Annotated in this window: 21 protein-coding genes and 1 pseudogene; 8 read left to right on the forward strand and 14 right to left on the reverse strand. The window is 64.3% G+C overall.

What is annotated here, in order from left to right; translation table 11 throughout:
* A partial coding sequence (locus DH10_RS24805; RefSeq protein WP_485020600.1) for a D-alanine--D-alanine ligase family protein occupies window positions 1-647 on the forward strand: 647 nt, incomplete at its 5' end.
* Here the strand turns inward: DH10_RS24805 and DH10_RS24810 are convergent.
* From DH10_RS24810 to dnaK, 6 genes are all read right to left on the reverse strand, one after another.
* Window positions 644-931, reverse strand: coding sequence for a DUF1330 domain-containing protein (locus DH10_RS24810; RefSeq protein WP_192249355.1), 288 nt, complete (start codon window positions 929-931; stop codon window positions 644-646). The genes DH10_RS24805 and DH10_RS24810 overlap by 4 nt on opposite strands.
* 38 nt (window positions 932-969) lie before the next feature.
* On the reverse strand, window positions 970-1,671 hold the full coding sequence (gene pyrF, locus DH10_RS24815) for an orotidine-5'-phosphate decarboxylase (protein ID WP_192385474.1): 702 nt from the start codon (window positions 1,669-1,671) through the stop codon (window positions 970-972).
* Entirely contained in the window at window positions 1,671-2,267 is a 597-nt protein-coding gene (locus DH10_RS24820) for an NADPH-dependent FMN reductase (protein WP_192249352.1), read from the reverse strand. Before DH10_RS24820 ends, pyrF begins: the two co-directional genes overlap by 1 nt.
* A 123-nt stretch (window positions 2,268-2,390) precedes the next feature.
* Window positions 2,391-2,996 (reverse strand): phospholipid N-methyltransferase PmtA, encoded by a 606-nt coding sequence (pmtA, locus tag DH10_RS24825; RefSeq protein WP_192249349.1) that lies wholly within the window; start codon window positions 2,994-2,996, stop codon window positions 2,391-2,393.
* Window positions 2,997-3,119: 123 nt separating this feature from the next.
* Entirely contained in the window at window positions 3,120-4,250 is a 1,131-nt protein-coding gene (gene dnaJ / locus DH10_RS24830; RefSeq protein WP_192249346.1) for a molecular chaperone DnaJ, read from the reverse strand.
* A gap of 219 nt (window positions 4,251-4,469) precedes the next feature.
* Complete coding sequence (gene dnaK / locus DH10_RS24835; protein WP_192249343.1) at window positions 4,470-6,386, reverse strand: molecular chaperone DnaK; 1,917 nt, start codon at window positions 6,384-6,386, stop codon at window positions 4,470-4,472.
* Window positions 6,387-6,867: 481 nt separating this feature from the next.
* Here dnaK and DH10_RS24840 point away from each other — a divergent pair, with 481 nt between their 5' ends.
* Entirely contained in the window at window positions 6,868-7,488 is a 621-nt protein-coding gene (locus tag DH10_RS24840) for a L,D-transpeptidase (protein ID WP_192249340.1), read from the forward strand.
* A gap of 45 nt (window positions 7,489-7,533) precedes the next feature.
* On the opposite strand, the gene DH10_RS24845 is transcribed toward DH10_RS24840, so the two are convergent.
* Window positions 7,534-8,193, reverse strand: coding sequence for an inositol monophosphatase family protein (locus DH10_RS24845; protein WP_312891263.1), 660 nt, complete (start codon window positions 8,191-8,193; stop codon window positions 7,534-7,536).
* A 16-nt stretch (window positions 8,194-8,209) separates the two neighbouring features.
* Here DH10_RS24845 and DH10_RS37235 point away from each other — a divergent pair, with 16 nt between their 5' ends.
* A complete protein-coding gene (locus tag DH10_RS37235) occupies window positions 8,210-8,347 on the forward strand; it encodes a hypothetical protein (RefSeq protein ID WP_246506156.1) in 138 nt (45 codons plus the stop codon).
* Window positions 8,348-8,400: 53 nt separating this feature from the next.
* Here the strand turns inward: DH10_RS37235 and DH10_RS24850 are convergent, their stop codons facing one another.
* The 4 genes from DH10_RS24850 to DH10_RS24865 all read right to left on the reverse strand — a co-directional run bounded on the left by DH10_RS24850 (window position 8,401) and on the right by DH10_RS24865 (window position 12,668).
* Window positions 8,401-9,399, reverse strand: a complete 999-nt coding sequence (locus DH10_RS24850) for an LLM class flavin-dependent oxidoreductase (protein ID WP_192249337.1) — start codon at window positions 9,397-9,399, stop codon at window positions 8,401-8,403.
* A 3-nt stretch (window positions 9,400-9,402) separates the two neighbouring features.
* Window positions 9,403-10,239, reverse strand: coding sequence for an arylamine N-acetyltransferase family protein (locus DH10_RS24855; RefSeq protein WP_192249334.1), 837 nt, complete (start codon window positions 10,237-10,239; stop codon window positions 9,403-9,405).
* A gap of 89 nt (window positions 10,240-10,328) precedes the next feature.
* Window positions 10,329-11,498 (reverse strand): AI-2E family transporter, encoded by a 1,170-nt coding sequence (locus DH10_RS24860; protein ID WP_192249331.1) that lies wholly within the window; start codon window positions 11,496-11,498, stop codon window positions 10,329-10,331.
* 108 nt (window positions 11,499-11,606) lie between these two features.
* Entirely contained in the window at window positions 11,607-12,668 is a 1,062-nt protein-coding gene (locus tag DH10_RS24865; RefSeq protein WP_192249328.1) for an LLM class flavin-dependent oxidoreductase, read from the reverse strand.
* A gap of 227 nt (window positions 12,669-12,895) precedes the next feature.
* On the opposite strand from DH10_RS24865, the gene DH10_RS24870 reads away from it, so the two are divergent.
* Complete coding sequence (locus DH10_RS24870; protein ID WP_192249325.1) at window positions 12,896-13,324, forward strand: DUF6481 family protein; 429 nt, start codon at window positions 12,896-12,898, stop codon at window positions 13,322-13,324.
* Window positions 13,325-13,412: 88 nt separating this feature from the next.
* Here the strand turns inward: DH10_RS24870 and sugE are convergent, their stop codons facing one another.
* The gene (gene sugE, locus DH10_RS24875) at window positions 13,413-13,727 is read right to left on the reverse strand and encodes a quaternary ammonium compound efflux SMR transporter SugE (protein WP_192249322.1); all 315 of its coding nucleotides are present in this window, start codon (window positions 13,725-13,727) and stop codon (window positions 13,413-13,415) included.
* A gap of 195 nt (window positions 13,728-13,922) precedes the next feature.
* On the reverse strand, window positions 13,923-14,048 hold the full coding sequence (locus DH10_RS37710; protein WP_082953831.1) for a hypothetical protein: 126 nt from the start codon (window positions 14,046-14,048) through the stop codon (window positions 13,923-13,925).
* 257 nt (window positions 14,049-14,305) lie between these two features.
* On the opposite strand from DH10_RS37710, the gene DH10_RS24880 reads away from it, so the two are divergent.
* Both DH10_RS24880 and DH10_RS24885 read left to right on the forward strand, forming a co-directional pair.
* Complete coding sequence (locus DH10_RS24880) at window positions 14,306-15,265, forward strand: cation diffusion facilitator family transporter (RefSeq protein ID WP_192249319.1); 960 nt, start codon at window positions 14,306-14,308, stop codon at window positions 15,263-15,265.
* 30 nt (window positions 15,266-15,295) lie between these two features.
* On the forward strand, window positions 15,296-15,700 hold the full coding sequence (locus tag DH10_RS24885; RefSeq protein WP_192249316.1) for a GFA family protein: 405 nt from the start codon (window positions 15,296-15,298) through the stop codon (window positions 15,698-15,700).
* Between the two features lie 97 nt (window positions 15,701-15,797).
* Here the strand turns inward: DH10_RS24885 and DH10_RS24890 are convergent, their stop codons facing one another.
* Window positions 15,798-17,048 carry a DNA recombination protein RmuC gene (locus tag DH10_RS24890; protein ID WP_192385473.1) on the reverse strand — a complete coding sequence of 417 codons (1,251 nt, stop codon included), beginning with the start codon at window positions 17,046-17,048 and terminating at the stop codon, window positions 15,798-15,800.
* A gap of 103 nt (window positions 17,049-17,151) precedes the next feature.
* Between DH10_RS24890 and def the strand changes: the two genes are divergently transcribed.
* A complete protein-coding gene (gene def, locus DH10_RS24895) occupies window positions 17,152-17,682 on the forward strand; it encodes a peptide deformylase (RefSeq protein WP_192249310.1) in 531 nt (176 codons plus the stop codon).
* A gap of 4 nt (window positions 17,683-17,686) precedes the next feature.
* Window positions 17,687-17,832, forward strand: a pseudogene (locus DH10_RS37240) (methionyl-tRNA formyltransferase); the annotation flags it as partial.

The raw sequence follows: 17,832 nt of genomic DNA on the forward strand, positions 1-17,832 counted from the left end.
CGGTGCCGGCTGTCGGCCTCGCACGCAACGGCGCGTGGCTGGTCGAGCCGCCGGCCTCGGCCGCCGGCTGGTTCGTCAAGCCCAACCGTCTCGGCGCTAAGATCGGCATCTGGGCGGATTCGCGGATCACCGAACTCGGCCACGCGCTGGAGCTTAGCCGGCGTGTCTTTGCCGGCTATCGCGACGATGTCGTCGTCCAGCCCTATGTCGCCGGCCGCAATGTGCGGGCAAGCTTCCTCGGGCTGAAGCCGGAAACCGGCGTCGAGGCGCTCGGCATCGCCTTCGTCGATTCCGGCGGCGACTTCCAGACCATGGCCGACTCGATGGCGCTCTACGGCGATACCGGCCAGGCCGCCAGGGACGCTGGCATCTATGCCGAACCGGAACTCGAGCCGGTCGCCGCCAGCCAGCCAGCGGCCGATCGGGCAATCCGCGCCATCGCGCAAAAGCTGACCGCCGGGGTTGGCCTGAAGGACGTCTTCTCGGTCGATTTTCGAGTCGAGGCCGACGATACGGTCCACCTCATCGAGTTCGAAGTCTGCCCCGGCCTGCCCTGCTTCGATTTTCGCGATTATTGCCGCAGGCAGTGGGGCATGAGCCTCGCCGACGCGATGGCCGAAACGGCAGCGAATAGGCTACTTCGCTAGACGCCCTCGACCAGCACGATTTCGCCGTCGGCCACTTTCTGGCGGATGGCGACGGCGCGCTGATATTCCGGCGAATGGTAGCAGTCATGCGCCGCGGCAAACGATTCGAATTCGATGATCACGTTGCGCGCGCGGCCAGGGCCCTCGGCCTTTTCATGCTCGCCGCCGCGCGCCAGGAATTTCGCGCCAAAACGGTCGAAGGCGAGCTTGGCGGCGGCGACATAATCCTTGTAGCCCTCGGCGTCGCGCACGTCGACGCGAGCGATCCAGTATCCCTTTGGCATGATTTTCTCCTGTTTCGGTTCGTGCGCGAGGGTCGGCGCTATGCCGATTGCATCTCGGTCAGGATCGCTTCGGCCGCCGCCGGCCTGTCGGCAGCGGCGACAATGGGTCGGCCAACGACGAGGTGGCTGGAGCCGTTGCGGATCGCCTGCGCCGGCGTCACCACGCGCTTCTGGTCGCCATGGTCGCTGCCGCTCGGCCGTATACCCGGCGTGACGACAGCCATGTCGGGACCGACGATCCGGCGCGCGGCTTCAGCCTCCTCGGCCGAGCAGACGATGCCGCCCATGCCGGCATGCAGCGCCTGTTCGGCGCGTCGCAGCACCAGCGTGTGCGGATCATACTCGTAGCCGGCGTCGATCATGTCCTGCTCGTCCATCGAGGTGAGCACCGTCACCGCAAGCAGGCAGAGCTCGCTGCCCTTGGCCGCCTCGACCGCCGCCTTCATCGCCTTGGGGTAGGCATGCAGCGTCAGCATCGAGACGCCCATCCTGACGATGTTCTCGACGCCCTTGGCCACCGTGTTGTCGATGTCGAGCAGCTTCATGTCGAGGAAGACCTTGGTGCCGCCGCGGGCCAGCTCGCGCGCGAAATCCAGCCCGCCGGCAAAGGCGAGCTGATAGCCGATCTTGTAGAAGGAGACGGTGCCTTCGAGCTCGCGCACCGCCTTCTCGGCCTCTTTCAGCGTCGGCACGTCGAGGCCGACGATCAGCCTGTCGCGCATGGTCTCGACCGGATGCATCACGCTTCGATCCGGACGGACAGCATGCGCGAGGTTTCGATCAGTGTACTGCATAGGCGCTCCATCGATTGGTGCAGTCTGGCGTCACGAAATTGTCCGTCCTCGGCGAACGCTTCGTCGGCGCCGGACACCGAGCATTCCGGCGTGATCACTTCCATCTGGCAGCGCACCAGCACCGCGCGCAGATGGTTGATGCAGCGTATGCCGGCAAACTTGCCTTCGGAGGAGGAGCAAAGGCCGACGGGCTTGCCGTAAAGCGGCCTGAACGAGCGGCTGCCGTTGCGCCGGATCCGGCTCACCCAGTCGATCGAGTTCTTCAAGAGCGGCGGGATCGAGCCGTTATATTCGGGCGTCGCGATCAGCAAGCCGTCGTGAGCCGCGACCAGCCGGCCGAGCCTCACGGCGTTTTCGGGGAGTCCTCTTTCCTTCTCCAGGTCCTCGTCCATGATCGGTAGCGGATAGTCGCCGAGCGAGATGCGGGTCACCTCGGCGCCCTGCATGGCGAGTTCCTTCTGCGCCACATCGGCGGTCCGGCCGCTGAAAGCGCCGGTGCGGACCGAGCCGGCAAAGACGAGGATTCTTGGGATCACTGCCATTGGCCACCCTTGTTCCGGGACAGGTACAGCCAAGGGTCACTCAAATCAACGGAGTAAGGCAGTAGGGGAGTAGGGAATAGTCCGGTCATTCTCCTACTGCCCTACTGCCCTACTCCCTCTCATCTAATGCGGCTTGCGCCGGTAGATCCACAGCTGCGTCGGCGGGATGTTGCGGATGATGAAGTCGAAATGCTTGACCGTGTAGTCACCGCGGCCGGGCGGGATCGGCGACATCGGACCATAGGTCAGCTGCACGATCGGTCTGCCGACGGGGATGCGGTCGAGCAGGCTTTCGATATAGGCGATGCGCTGGGCGACCGGGAAATTGAGCAGCGGCACGCCGGAGACGACCGAATCGAACACCATGTCGCGCTTTTCGCCCAGCGTGGCATTGAGATTGAAGGCGTCGCCCTCGATGACGTTGACGCCCGGATAGAGCCGGCGCAGATGGCGCACGAAGTCGGTGGAATACTCGATTGCGTAGAGATTTTCCGGCTTCACGCCCTGGGCCAGGATGGCGCGGGTGATGACGCCGGTGCCGGGTCCGACCTCGAGCACCGGCAGGCCCGATTTCGGGTTGACGATCGAGGCCATCTTGCGGGCGGTGATGGAGCTGGTGGGAACGATCGAGCCGACCGCTTTCGGCTTGTCGATCCAGCCTTTGAAGAACTTCAGCTCGTCGTCGAATTTTTCCGCCAGCGCTTTGCGCAATCCGGGACCACGTGCCATGCGAGCTCTCCTCAATGCTCCGCCCCCGATCCGCTACTTAGCAGTTGGGTGGGACAAGGCAAGGCGTCAATCTGGCATAAGATGTTGATGACGCTTGGGGAGCGCGACTTCCGGCAGAAAACCTTAGTGCTCGCCAAAGGACTCGAAAAAGTCCTTCATGCGGGCGAAGAAGCCGCTCGACTGGGGCGAATTGTCCTTCGAGGAGAGCTGCTCGAACTCCTCCAGGAGCTCGCGCTGGCGGCGCGACAGGTTCTGCGGCGTCTCTACCGCCGTCTGGATGTAGAGGTCGCCGATATTGGGCTGTCGCAGCACTGGCATGCCCTTGCCCTTCAGCCGGAACTGGCGGCCGTTCTGGGTGCCTTCCGGCACTTTGACCTTGGTCTGCGTGCCGTCGAGCGTCGTGACCTCGAACGAGCCGCCGAGGGCGGCGGTCGTCATCGAGATCGGTACCTTGCAATAGAGGTCGGCACCGTCGCGCTGGAAGAATTCATGCGGCTTGACCGCGAGGAAGATGTAGAGATCGCCCGAAGGGCCGCCGCGCAGGCCGGCCTCACCTTCATTGGCAAGCCGGATGCGGGTGCCGTCCTCGATGCCGGCCGGGATGTTGACCGACAGCGACCGCTCCTCGGTGACGCGGCCCTGGCCGGCGCATTTCGGGCAGGGGTCCTTGATCGTCTGGCCGCGGCCCTGGCATTGCGGGCAGGTACGCTCGATCGAGAAGAAGCCTTGCGTGGCGCGCACCTTGCCGTGGCCGTGGCACATGGCGCAGGTGACAGGCTGCGTGCCGGGCTTGGCGCCGCTGCCCGAGCATTCCGAGCAGGAAATGGAGGCCGGCACGCGGATCTGCGCCGTCTTGCCGGAGAATGCCTCTTCCAGCGAGATCTCCATGTTGTAGCGCAGGTCGGCCCCGCGCTCGCGGCCGCCCGACGAGCGGCGCTGGCGGCCGCCCATCATGTCGCCGAAAATGTCCTCGAAGATGTCGGCAAAGCCGCCGGCGCCGAAGCCGTGCGCCGCGCCGTTCATGCCGCCCTGCTCGAAGGCGGCGTGGCCGAAACGGTCATAGGCCGCGCGCTTCTGCGGGTCTTTCAGCGTCTCGTAGGCTTCGTTGATTTCCTTGAACTTGTGCTCGCAGGCATGGTCGCCGGGATTGCGGTCGGGATGGAACTGCATGGCGAGCTTGCGGAAAGCGCTCTTCAGCTCCTTGTCGTCGGCACCTTTGTGCACGCCCAGCGTTTCGTAGAAATCAGCTTTCATTTTTTCCCGCTGTCCGGATGCTCAATGTCTTCAAGCATTGTTGCGTCGTCGCCGGCACGTTGTTCGATTTAGGAGCGATGCTGCCCGGATGCCAGAGCCGGCACATGCCTGGCCCGTGTTTTTCCGTCACTTTTTCGGTCAGACTCGCACTTTTTCGTTCAAGGTTGCAAAAAAGCCCGGCCTTGCGCCGGGCTTTTCGCATTATCTGCCGTCGGCGGTTCAGGCCGACTTCTTCTTGTCGCCGTCCTCGTCGATTTCCTCGAAGTCGGCGTCGACCACGTCCGAATCCTTGGCGGCGTCCGCCTTGGCGTCGGCTTCGGCTGCTTCCTTCTGCGAGGCCTCGTACATGGCCTGGCCAAGCTTCATCGAAGCTTCGGCAAGCGACTGCGACTTGGCCTCGATATCGGCCACGTCGTCGCCCTCGGCGGCGGTCTTCAGCGCGCTGATGGCGTCGGCGATCGCGGTGCGGTCGGCCTCCGAGACCTTGTCGCCATAATCCTTGAGCGACTTCTCGGACGAATGCACCAGGGATTCGGCCTGGTTGCGAGCCTCGACGAGGGCGCGGCGCTTCTTGTCGGCCTCGGCATTGGCCTCGGCATCCTTCACCATCTTCTCGATATCGGCGTCGGACAGTCCGCCCGAAGCCTGGATGCGGATCTGGTGCTCCTTGCCGGTGCCCTTATCCTTGGCCGAGACATTGACGATGCCGTTGGCGTCGATGTCGAAGGTGACCTCGATCTGCGGCACGCCGCGCGGAGCCGGCGGGATGCCGACCAGGTCGAACTGCCCGAGCAGCTTGTTGTCGGCCGCCATCTCGCGCTCGCCCTGGAAGACGCGGATCGTCACCGCCGACTGCGAATCCTCGGCCGTCGAGAACACCTGGCTCTTCTTGGTCGGGATCGTGGTGTTGCGCTCGATCAGCCGGGTGAACACGCCGCCCAGCGTCTCGATGCCGAGCGACAGCGGCGTCACGTCGAGGAGCAGCACGTCCTTGACGTCGCCCTGCAGCACGCCGGCCTGGATGGCAGCGCCAAGCGCCACGACCTCATCCGGGTTGACGCCCTTGTGCGGGTCCTTACCGAAGAACTGCTTCACGATTTCCTGGATCTTGGGCATGCGGGTCATGCCGCCGACCAGAACCACCTCGTCGATCTCGCCCGCCTTCAGGCCGGCGTCCTTGAGCGCCGCCTTGCACGGGTCGATGGTGCGCTGCACGAGATCCTCGACCAGGCTCTCGAACTTCGCCCGGGTGAGCTTCATCGTCAGGTGCTTCGGCCCGGTGGCGTCGGCGGTGATGAAGGGCAGGTTGATCTCGGTCTGCGTCGTCGACGACAGCTCGATCTTAGCCTTTTCTGCGGCTTCCTTCAGCCGCTGCAGGGCGAGCTTGTCGGCCTTGAGATCGATGCCCTGTTCCTTCTTGAACTCGGCCGCCAGGTACTCGACCAGGCGCATGTCGAAGTCCTCGCCGCCGAGGAAGGTGTCGCCATTGGTCGACTTCACCTCGAAGACGCCGTCGCCGATCTCGAGCACCGAAATGTCGAACGTGCCGCCGCCAAGGTCATAGACGGCGATGGTCTTGCCGTCCTTCTTCTCCAGGCCATAGGCGAGCGCGGCAGCCGTCGGCTCGTTGATGATGCGCAGCACTTCGAGGCCGGCGATCTTGCCGGCGTCCTTGGTCGCTTGGCGCTGGGCGTCGTTGAAATAGGCCGGAACGGTGATGACCGCCTTCTCGACCTTCTCGCCGAGATAGGCTTCCGCCGTTTCCTTCATCTTCTGCAGGATCATGGCCGAGATCTGGCTGGGCGACAGCTTCTTGCCGCCGGCCTCGACCCAGGCGTCGCCATTGTCGCCCTTGACGATCTTGTAGGGGACAAGCTTCTTGTCCTTCTCCGTCACCGGATCGTCATAGCGGCGGCCGATCAGGCGCTTGACCGCGAAGATGGTGTTTTCAGGGTTGGTGACCGCCTGCCGCTTGGCCGGCTGGCCGACGAGGCGTTCTCCGTCGCTGTTGATGGCGACGATGGAAGGGGTCGTGCGCGCGCCTTCCGCATTCTCGATCACCTTGGGCTCCTTGCCGTCCATGATGGCGATGCAGGAGTTTGTGGTTCCGAGGTCGATACCGATTACTTTTGCCATTGTTCTAGTCTCTCCTCTAAGCAGGCTCTCAGGACCCTGATAAGGCGTTCCGACGAAAGCCCCTGTTCACAAGAAATTCCGCCACGGTCCCCGGTTTTCAAGGCCGGACGGCTGGCGCGTATATAAGAACAGGCGGCACGGCGCGCAAGCATTCTGCGCAAGGTGGCTGCTGTCCGGCGGGGGTTCGGGAAACGGACCGGCGCGCTCCTCGCCGGGATCGATCCAGATTTGCTCTATCTAATTGTCCAGAGAGGATTTTTTCCGAACGGGGCATCATCATCAATGCGCCAGCTGCATGTCAGGCGGGGGAAGCTTTGCCCTGGGGGCGTGACTTTGGGTCGCGAATAAGTCTGAAAACATCTTTTCGCCATGTGCCGGCAATCCGCCAGCGGAGACGATGGAACGCTTGGCAATCGAGGCATGCGGGACTACGAATAAGGCAAGATGCGGCAGATTGCCGGCAAGAGCGCCGGCTTGGATCATGCGCGCGAAATCGATCCTGATCGGGATACTTGCCGGGATGGTCGCATTCTCCGGCTGCACCACCGGTGGCGCATTGCAGAGTTCTCCCTTAGCCTATGGCGGCCTCACCGACGCCGGTTTCCGCATCCCGCCGGTTCCGATCTACAAGGTCGACCAAAAGTTCCGTCGCCAGACAGTGGCTTATCCGACCGACGAGGCGCCCGGCACCATCATTGTCGATACAGGGGGGAAGTTCCTCTACTACGTGTTGGGAGATGGCCAGGCGATGCGCTACGGCATCGGCGTCGGCAAGGCGGGCTTCGAGTGGCATGGCACCGCTCACGTCGAGAGGAAGCGCGAGTGGCCGGATTGGAGCGCGCCTCCCCAGATGATGGTACGCGAGCGTAACCGGGGCCACATCATACCGGCCCATATGGAAGGCGGGCTGATGAATCCGCTCGGCGCCCGGGCGCTCTATCTCTTCAACGACAAAGGTGACACCGGATATCGCCTGCACGGCAGCCCTGAATGGTGGTCCATCGGCAAAGCCGTTTCGGCGGGCTGCATCCGCCTCATGAACCAGGACATCATCGATCTCTACGACCGCGCCCCAATCGGCACCAAGGTCATCGTCATTTAAGGCGTGTTGAGATTCAGGTGATGCCGGCCTGCAGATGCCGAAGGATTAGTGTCGGAACGCTTCCGTGCAAAGCGTGCGCAACTTCGGAAAGATCAGCTTTCCGGCGGCGATTACTTGCGTTCCCTGGCTGATAACGATCTTCGGGTCTGCCCTGAGCACCGTGCCGCCCGCCTCTTCAACCAGAAGCATGCCGGCCAGGCAGTCCCAGGCATTCATGTGCTCCTCGACATAGCCGAGCAGCCGGCCGGCCGCGGCATAGGCCAGCATCAGGGCGCCGGAAGCGTTGCGATAGAAGACGCCGCCCTCGGCCATGATCATGCTGATCAATGCTGCGACATGCTCGGTCGACGCCCGGTTCGAAAGCCCGGTTCCGACCGAACCCTCGGAAAGTGCTGCGGCGCTGCTCGCCCTGATCGGCCGGCCGTTGACGAAGGCGCCGCCGCCGAGGCGGCCGTGAAAAGTCTCGCCGGTCGAAGCCTCATGGATGACGCCGACGACGGTCTCGCCGTCCCTGGCGCAGGCGATCACCACGCACCAGGCGGGAATGCCGCGCACGAAATTGGCCGTGCCGTCGATCGGGTCGATCACCCAGATATGGCCGGTCTTGCCGGTCACCGGCGCATGCTCCTCGCCGACAATGCCATCGGCAGGATAGGCCTCGGCGATCCGCCGCGCGGATGAACAGCTCGACCTCGCGATCGCCATCGGAGACCAGGTCCTGATGGCCTTTACTCTCGATGGTGAGGTTGTCGAGATCGCGAAAATATTTCAGCCCGAGCTCGCCGGCGCGCCGCGCGAGGCCGATGGCGAAATGCATGCGCTGGTCGATGTCGTCGGTCACGGGAAGGCTCGCGCTTGAGGAAGGGCCTGCCCTTAGCAGACGAGTATGTCAGGCAAAAGCCATCGGGTTGCTCAGGCCGCTTGCGACATCGACTTGTGGACATTCGAAAGAATCTCGAAGGAGCGCACGCGCGCCGCGTGGTCGAACATTTGCGCCGTCACCATCAATTCGTCGGCGCCGGTGCGGCGCACGAAGGCGTCGATGCCCTGGCGAACCGTCTCCGGCGAACCGACGACGGCGCAGGACAGCGCCTGGGCAAGCATGGTCTTGGCGACCGGATCGAGATCGCGGTCATAGTTTTCGACCGGCGGCGGCAACTGGCCGGGCCGGCCGCTGCGCAGATTGACGAAGGCCTGCTGCAAGGAGGTGAACAGCAGCTTCGCCTCGGCGTCGGTGGGCGCGGCAAAGACATTGAGGCCGAGCATCACATAGGGTTTGTCGAGCTCGGCCGACGGCTGGAAGCGGGTGCGATAGACCTCCAGCGCGTGGTCGAGTTCGGCCGGCGCGAAATGCGAGGCGAAGGCATAGGGCAGGCCAAGCAGTGCCGCGAGCTGCGCGCCGTAGAGGCTGGAGCCCAGGATCCAGACCGGCACGTCCTGGCCTTCGCCCGGCACCGCGCGTATGCGCTGTCCCTCCTCGGCCGGCTGGAAGTAGCCCATCAGCTCGACCACGTCCTGGGGGAAGTTATCGCTTGCCTCCAGGTTGCGGCGAAGCGCCCGCGCCGTCATCATGTCGGTGCCCGGCGCGCGGCCGAGGCCGAGGTCGATGCGGCCCGGAAAAAGTGCAGCCAGCGTGCCGAACTGCTCGGCGATCACCAGCGGCGCGTGGTTGGGCAGCATGATGCCGCCGGCGCCGACGCGGATCGTCTTGGTGCCGCCCGCGATATGGGCGATGACAACGGAAGTCGCCGCGCTCGCGATCCCCGGCATGTTGTGGTGCTCGGCGAGCCAATAGCGCTTGTAGCCCAGCCGCTCAGCATGGCGGGCAAGGTCGAGCGAATTGGCGAGCGACTGCGAGGCATTGCTGCCTTGCGTGATCGGCGACAGGTCGAGAACCGAAAGGGCCGTCATTGATCAGGTCTCCACGATGTTCTTCTGCCGCAGCCTCGCCTCGAAGGCGGCGCGGTCGGGGATGACGATGGCGAGCTCACCCTCCAGCACGTCGGCGAGTTCGGCCGCCGAGGCGATTTCCCGCTGCTCGCTGCGGCCGCCAGGATGATGGGTCGACAAGCGGTTGTTGCGCAGCGCGTAGCGCCGGTCCGGCAGGGCGCGGGCGGCGACCAGGGTCGACAGGAAATGCGAGCTCGGATGCGTCGACAGGAAATGGCTGCTCACCTGATAATCGACCTCGTAGGTCCGCTGCATGTCGAAACGGTAGAGCGTGCGCCAATCGCCGCCGATATTGGTACCGCCGATATTGGCCTGCAGGCGAAAATGATCGCCGGCCTCGGCGATACGGAAGGCCTCGTGCGGGGTCTGCTGTTCGAGATCCGGCTCCAGCAGCAGCGGCGCCGTCAACGTCAGGCCGCCGAAGCCGACATCGGCAATGTATGTTTTTCCATCGAGCTCGACCCGCAACAGCATATGGCTGCGCGCCGTGATGGTATCGTCCGGCTGGCCCCAGAGCACCCGGGCGGCGAGCCCGCTGACGTTGAAACCCAGCTCTGCGAGCGCATGCATGAAAATCAGATTGTGCTCGAAGCAGTAGCCGCCGCGGCCTTGGCTGAAGACCTTGTCCTGCAGCGAAGCCGGATCGAGCCCGACCGAAACGCCCATCAGCGCGTCGATGTTCTCGAACGGGATCGCCTGCGGATGGGCCAGATGCAGCGACGCGAGCGTGGCGAGCGAAGAGTCCGTCGGCCCGCTGTAGCCGATGCGGGCGAAATAGGCATCGAGATCGACGTTGCTCATCAACAAGGGGGTCCGGCTTGACCGGACCGATATAGGCACTCGCCATGGGCGCCGCAAACAGCCGACCGGACATGGGATTGGGCCAGGCTTTACGCGGCGGGCTTGTGGTTGTTTTCGGCAGCCTCGTCGTCGATCGCCATGGTCTGCTGCGCGGCAAGGAAATTGCCGACATGGCTGAGGCCGTCGAAATGGTCGCAGAACACCTTGATGACCACCAGGAGCGGCACCGCCATCAATGCGCCGACGAAGCCCCACAGCCAGGACCAGAAGGCGATGGCGATGAAGATCGCCACGGCGTTTATCTCGAGCCGCCGGCCGACCACGGTCGGGGTCACGAACTGGCCCTCGACGATGTCGCACAACAAAACGAAGGCGGGCGCCAGCAGCGCGTAGGAGATCGTATCGAAGCTGATCAGCGCGATGCCCGTGACCAGCAGGATGGTTATCAGCGCGCCGACATAGGGCAGGAAATTGAGCAGCGCCGCGGCCGCGCCCCAGACCAGCGGGTTCGGCATGCCGAGTCCCCACAGGCCGAGCCCGATCACCGTGCCGAGGCCGGCATTGATGACAGTGACTGTGAGCAGGTAATGCGAGATCTCGCGCTCGACGTCATAGACGACGCGCAACGCCCGCTTCTTATGGCTGAGGCTGGCGAAGGACTGAACGATCTTCTCGTAGAACAGGGTGCCTGAGGCGAGCAGGAACAGCGACAGCACGAAGACGATGGTGATGCTGGTGCCGGCCCCCAGAATGTTGCTGGCGGCCGTGGAGAGCATGCCGGATGGCGCCACCGCCACCTTTTGCACGTTCGGCTCCTGTGTGGTCTCGGTCAGCGCTTCCAGCTGGTGCGAGATGTCCATGACCCTTTCCAGCGGTTGCTTGAACGGCGCCAGCCTGTCGGTCAGTTGGAGGCCAATGGACGAGCTGTTGTTGATGAGATCGATGACCGGGCCACTGAGCAGATAGCCGGCGCTGGCGACGAAGAAGACGGAGAGCAGCACCAGCAGCGTCGCGGACAGCACATCGGGAATGCCGCGCTTGCGCAGGAAGCGCACGATCGGCGTCAGCGTCAGCGCCAGCAGGAAGGCGAGGATGACGGGCATGAAGAAAGCGCGGGCGAAATAAAGCGCGGCGACCGTCATTAGGAGGAAGATGCCGATCAGCAGTGATCGCATCAGCCGCAATTCCGCGTTGGCTCCGTCGCCGGAATCAGGGCTTTCGCCAACGCTCGCGCCCGAAGCGGTCGTCTCGGCTTTCATCGTTCCCCTCGAGCACCGCTACCGGTGCGATCGTCGAGAAAACGTGTCCGCCGCGCCAAGGTTCCGTTAGCCGGCGGCGATGAGAGCGCCTTGCCGGGGCCGGTGTCCTCAGGCGGCAGGCGCCGGTGCGGCGGGCGCAGCTTTCGCCGCCTCGCGCCGTACGATCGGCGCCACCTTGGTGCCGTAGAGCTCGATCGCCTTCATGATCTTGGCATGCGGCATGGTGCCGATCGCCATCTGCAGGAGGAAGCGGTCGTTGCCGAAGATCCTGTGCTGGGCGACGATCTTTTCCGCTACAGCTTCAGGATTGCCGACGAACAGCGCGCCGCCGGGACCCCGCGCGTGGTCGAAATGCGCCCGCGAGGTCGGTCCCCAGCCGCGCTCGCGGCCGATGCGGTTCATCACCTCGGCCTGCGGTGCGTAGAAATCGTCGGCCGCCTTCTCCGTCGTCTCAGCGATGAAGCCGTGCACGTTGAGGCTGGTGGCGAGCGAGGCGGGATCGTTGCCGGCACGCCTTGCTGCCTCGCGATAGATGTCGAATAGCGGCGCAAAGCGGGCCGGCTCGCCGCCGATGATGGCAAGCGCGAGCGGTAGGCCGAGCACGCCGGCGCGGGCGGCGGACTGCGGCGTCCCGCCGATGGCGATCCAGATCGGCAGCTTGTCCTGGAAAGGCCGAGGATAGACGCCGCGGCCGTTGATTGGCGCGCGCAGCTTGCCTTGCCACGTCACCTTCACCTGGTCTCGGATGGCGAGCAACAGGTCGAGCTTCTCGGCGAAGAGCTCGTCATAGTCCTCGAGATTGTAGCCGAACAGCGGGAAGGATTCGATGAAGGAGCCGCGCCCGGCCATGATCTCGGCGCGGCCGCTGGACAGAAGGTCGAGCGTCGCGAACTGCTGGAAGACGCGCACCGGATCGTCGGAAGAGAGCACGGTGACCGCGCTGGTGAGCTTGATGCGCTTCGTCCGCTCCGCGGCCGCCGCGAGCGCCACGACGGGCGCCGAGGCCGCATAGTCGGGGCGGTGATGCTCGCCGAGGCCGAACACGTCGAGACCGACCTGGTCGGCCAGCTCGACCTCCTCGATCAGGTTGCGCAACCGTTCATGCGGGCCGATGGCGCCTGGACCCGGTTCCGGGCTGACATCCGCGAAAGTGTAGAGGCCGAGTTCCATTTCGATTGCATCCTGATGCGCTGCTTGGGCGTTGATTGTTGGCGCTAGAGGTAGCGATCTGCGACGCCGCCCGCCAGAGGCGCGATTTGTGAACAGTGCATCGCGCCACGGCGACGTATCCCGGCGGCAACAGCGCAGATTTTCATGGCTGGCATACCGTTTTGGCGCTTGAACTCGTGACTTTCGCGCGTATGTAAGCGTCGCGAATTGACTGCAGGGAAGTGGACTTGGCTATCTACAGGGAAAAAGACATATTCGAGCGGCGCAACGCCGCGAACGAGGCAAAGAAGGCGCTCCTGGAGCGCTTCAAGGCAAAGCCGGCGGCGGACGATCCAGCCGTCCTGGCGCGCCAGGCTGAACGCAAGGCGATCCTCGAGGCCCGTGCGATCCGCGAGGCCGAGAAGGCCAGGCTGAAGCAGGAAAAGCTTGCCCGCGAAGCGGCCGAGAAGGCCGAGCGGGAAGCTGCAGCCGAAGCAGCGCGGAAAGCCGCCGAAGAGGCTGCTGCCGCCGAGGCGAAAATCCGCGAAGCCGAAGAGACCGAACGCGTTGCCCGCTTGCTTGCCGACGAGGCCGAGCGCAAGGCCAAGCGCGATGCGCGCTACGCCGCCCGCAAGGCACGTGTCGGCCGGACGCCCCCGGGCTTCTCCGCTCGCTAGGTTCGAGTTCGTTCGAAAGATGAATCAGGGTCGCCAGTGGCGGCCCTGAAGGCGTTTGTGTCGGTCGCTGATACCTGGCCCGGACCCGTCAGGCGACGAGCTTCAGCCCGACGATGCCGCACACGATCAGGCCGATGCAGGCAAGCCGCGCCGCAGTCGCCGGCTCGCCGAGCAGCCAGATGCCGAGCAAGGCGGTGCCGACGGTGCCGATGCCCGTCCATACCGCATAGGCAGTGCCCACAGGCAGCGCCTTCAGCGCAAGCCCGAGCAGGCCAAGGCTGACCATCATCGAGGCGACGGTCAGCACGGTCGGCAGCGGCTTCGAGAAACCCTCGGTATATTTGAGGCCGATCGCCCAGCCGATCTCGAACAGGCCGGCGAAGAAGAGAAAAATCCAGGACATCGCGAACGCTCCATCGATCGAGCGTCGATCACTCGACGCTTGAGGTGGCGGGTCGTCCCGGCCGGTTTTCGGGGAAGCGAGGTCGTCCTCGCCGTATTGATATAGGGAGTCGTACCCCCGTTCAACAAAACACCGGCAGCATTCGGCATGCCGCCGGTTCAAATCGCATCGAGACGGATCGGCCGCGCTGGCGGCTTATTTCTCCTTGATGCGCATCGCCTTGACCGGCGGCGCTTTCGGGGCCGGGGCCGCGGCTGGTTTCTTCGCGTCCTTCTTCGGCTTGCGGGGTTCCTTGCCCGCCTTCATCGCACCTTTAGCCATGATTCGCTCCTCCGATTGTGGGCAGCCCAAGTGAAACAAGAGAAGCGCCCGACCGCAAGAGGCCGCTTGCCGCTTCGAAAGCCGGCTTCCCGGATGTCAACCGTTTTCCCTTGATCCGGCGGGCATCGAACAGGTTTCGAGCGGCGGCAACCGATGTCCGTCAGCACCCGTGAACCTCGCAACGGCTGGCGCATTGTCTGTAGAGCTTCGGCCGGCGGGTCGTTAAGCTCGGCACTCTGAAGAGGATCTGGAAGCGGATGGCAGGACATAGCGGTTCGAGACGGGTGATCTACGCCGCGCTCGCCGGTAATCTCGCGATCGCGCTGACCAAGTTCGCCGCGGCATTCTTCACCGGTTCTTCCGCCATGCTGTCGGAAGGCGTGCATTCGCTGGTCGATACCGGCAACGGCGCGCTTCTGCTTCACGGCATGCGCCGTGCCGCGCGCCCGCCCGACCGCACGCATCCGCTCGGCCACGGGCGCGAGCTCTATTTCTGGAGTTTTATCGTCGCCCTTCTGGTCTTCGCGCTGGGCGCCGGCGTTTCCTTCTACGAGGGCGTTATCCACATCATGGCCCCCGTGCCGGTCGTCAACGCCAGGGTCAATTACATCGTGCTTGGCCTGTCCTTCCTGTTCGAAGGCAGTTCCTGGCTGGTTGCGCTGAAGGAATTTCGAAAACAGAAGGGCGAGCAGGGTTGGTTCCAGGCGGTGCGCCGAAGCAAGGACCCAAGCGTCTACACCGTGCTGTTCGAGGACAGTGCCGCGCTGCTTGGCTTGATCGTTGCCTTCGCCGGCATCCTGTCTGCCGAGCTCCTGGAAATTCCCGAACTCGACGGCGTCGGCTCGATCGGCATCGCGATCATCCTGGGCGCGACCGCGATCTTCCTGGCGCGCGAGAGCAAGGGCCTGCTTATGGGCGAGCCCGCTTCGGCCGAGGTGCAGCGCAAGGTTCTGGCGATCGCTGAAGACGATCCGGCCGTGCAAAAGGCGAACGGCGTATTGAGCGTCCATATCGGTCCGGAGGAAATCGTCGCTGGCCTGAGCATCGAATTCGAGGACCATCTCACAGCACCGGAGATCGAAGCCTGCATCGAGCGCCTGGAGGCACGGCTGAAAAAGGACATGCCCGAAATCACCAGGCTGTTCGTCAAGCCACAGGCCGCTGGTACTTGGGAGGCGAGACGAAAGGCCATCGCCGAGGCCTCCGGCGAGGGCTAGATTTGAGCGAACTCTCATGGAGGAAAGCGAATGAAGATCGACGGCGGGTGCCATTGCGGCGCCATCACCTATGAGGCGGAGGTCGACCCCGAAAAGACCTCGATCTGCCACTGCACGGATTGCCAGCAGCTCAGCGGCACCGCGTTCCGCGTCACCGTGCGCGTGCCTGAGGAGGACTACCGCATCACCAAGGGCGAGCCCAAGGTCTACATCAAGACCGGGTCGAGCGGCGCCAAGCGGGCGCAGGGCTTTTGCGGCGAGTGCGGGTCGCATCTTTATGCCACGTCCGTCGGTGACGGGCCGAAGGTCTACGGCATCAGGACCGGCACGGCGCGCCAGCGCGACCAGCTCGTGCCGAGGACGCAATACTGGCATCGCTCGGCGCTGCACTGGCTGCCGGAATTCGAGGGCACCAGGGTCGTCGAGGAGCAGTAGGCTTCGAGCAATTCCAGGAAAACTGCGTGGCGGTTTTCCGTCCGGAATTGCGCAAAAACAAATGCTTAGAGCGGATCAGCGGTTCCGCTGAACCGCTCTAGTCGTCGCCTTCGACGACCCTCAGCCGCAATTGGCCCGTCTTGGAATCGGCCACGCGCGCGCCGGCCTCCACCTTGGCCGGACCGCGCGGCGGCTCGGCTTCCCCTTCGGCGAACTCCAGCGCTTCAATCTTCTGGCCGCGCTTGGTCACTTTCGACGTCGAAACGAGGATGTCGTCGATGTCCTTGGTCGCCTGGCCGAAATGCGTCTGCAACCGGCGCACGCGCTCGTCGACGCGCGCCACATCCTCCATCAGGCGGATGACCTCGCCCTGGATCAGGTGCGCCTGCTCGCGCATGCGCGCGTCCTTGAGAATCGCCTGGATGACCTGGATCGACAGCATCAGCAGCGACGGCGAGACGATGACGACGCGGGCGCGGTGCGCCTTCTGCACCACGGCTTCGAAATTTTCGTGGATCTCGGCGAACACCGATTCCGACGGCACGAACATGAAGGCGGTGTCCTGCGTCTCGCCCTGGATCAGGTATTTCTCGGCGATATCGCGGACATGCACCTCGATATCGCGCCGGAACGCCTGCGTGGCCACCTTCTGCAACTCGGCGCCTTCGGCGGCGCGAATGGCGTTCCAGGCTTCCAGCGGGAACTTGGCGTCGACGGCAAGCGAAGGCGCGCCGTTCGGCATCCTAACCAGGCAGTCCGGCCGGCTACCGTTCGACAAGGTCGCCTGGAACTCATAAGCGCCATGCGGCAGGCCGTCGGCGACGATCGCCTCCATGCGCGACTGGCCGAAGGCGCCGCGCGTCTGCTTGTTGGAGAGGATCGCCTGCAGCTGCACGACCTGGCCGGCGAGCGACTGGATGTTGCCTTGCGCCGTGTCGATCACCGCCAGCCGCTCCTGCAATTTCGCCAGGCTCTCATGCGTCGATTTGGTCTGCTCGGTCATGGTCTGGCCGAGACGGCCGGTCATGGCATCGAGCCGCTGGCCGAGCGATTGGGTAAGCTCGGCCTGCCGCGCCCCGAATACTTCGGCGATCGCGCCCATCCGTCCCTGCATCTCGGCCTGCGCCTGCATGATGTCGGCCATGCGCGCTTCGGCATCGCGGGCATGGTCGGCGGCTTCGGCCGCTGCCACCGCGCGTGCCCCGGCCGCGCGCCACAGCGCCACGACAAGCGCGAGGAACAAGGCTAGCAGCAGCACTGGACCGAAACCCAGCGCCTCGCCGAGCGTGATCGTGGTAGCGCCGAGCCGCGCGACCGGTTGCGAAAGGATGGAGGTCATGTCGTTCATGGAAGCAGCATAACCGATTCGGCCCGCCGGCACAGATCAAAACGTGAACAGGCGGAAGATGTCCCGGTTGACGCTTTTCCAGCGAGGTCTTAGGTGAGACGCCATGTCGATCAAGCCGCTCATCATTCTTCCCGATCCGATCCTGCGCCAGGTTTCCAAACCGGTGGAGCGGGTCGATGGCGATTTGCGCAAGCTCGCCGACGACATGCTGGAGACCATGTATGACGCGCCGGGCATCGGGCTGGCGGCGATCCAGGTCGGCGAGCCGCGGCGCTTGCTGGTCATCGACCTTGCCAAGGAAGGCGAGCCGCCGGCTCCGCATGTGTTCATCAATCCGGAAATCCTCGAAAGCTCCGACCAGCGCTCGGTCTATGAGGAAGGCTGCCTGTCGATCCCCGACTACTATGCCGAGGTCGAGCGTCCCGCCGCGGTGCGGGTGAAATATCTCGACCGCGACGGCAAGCTGCAGGAGATGCAGGCCGAAGGCCTGATGGCGACCTGCCTGCAGCACGAGATCGACCATCTCAACGGGGTGCTGTTCATCGACCACATCTCGAAGCTGAAGCGGGACATGGTGGTGAGGAAATTCAAGAAGCTCGCCAAGGACAAGGCGCCGGGCAAGATGGTGGGCTAGGGGCATGCCCCTGCGCGTCATCTTCATGGGTACGCCGGATTTTTCGGTGCCGACGCTCAGCGCCATCGCCGAAGCCGGCCACGACATCGCAGCCGTCTACACGCAGCCGCCGCGCGCCGCCGGCCGGCGCGGACTGGAGCTGACGCCCTC

The organism is Mesorhizobium silamurunense (genome assembly GCF_014843825.1).
GTDB classification, from domain to species: Bacteria; Pseudomonadota; Alphaproteobacteria; order Rhizobiales; family Rhizobiaceae; genus Mesorhizobium; species Mesorhizobium silamurunense.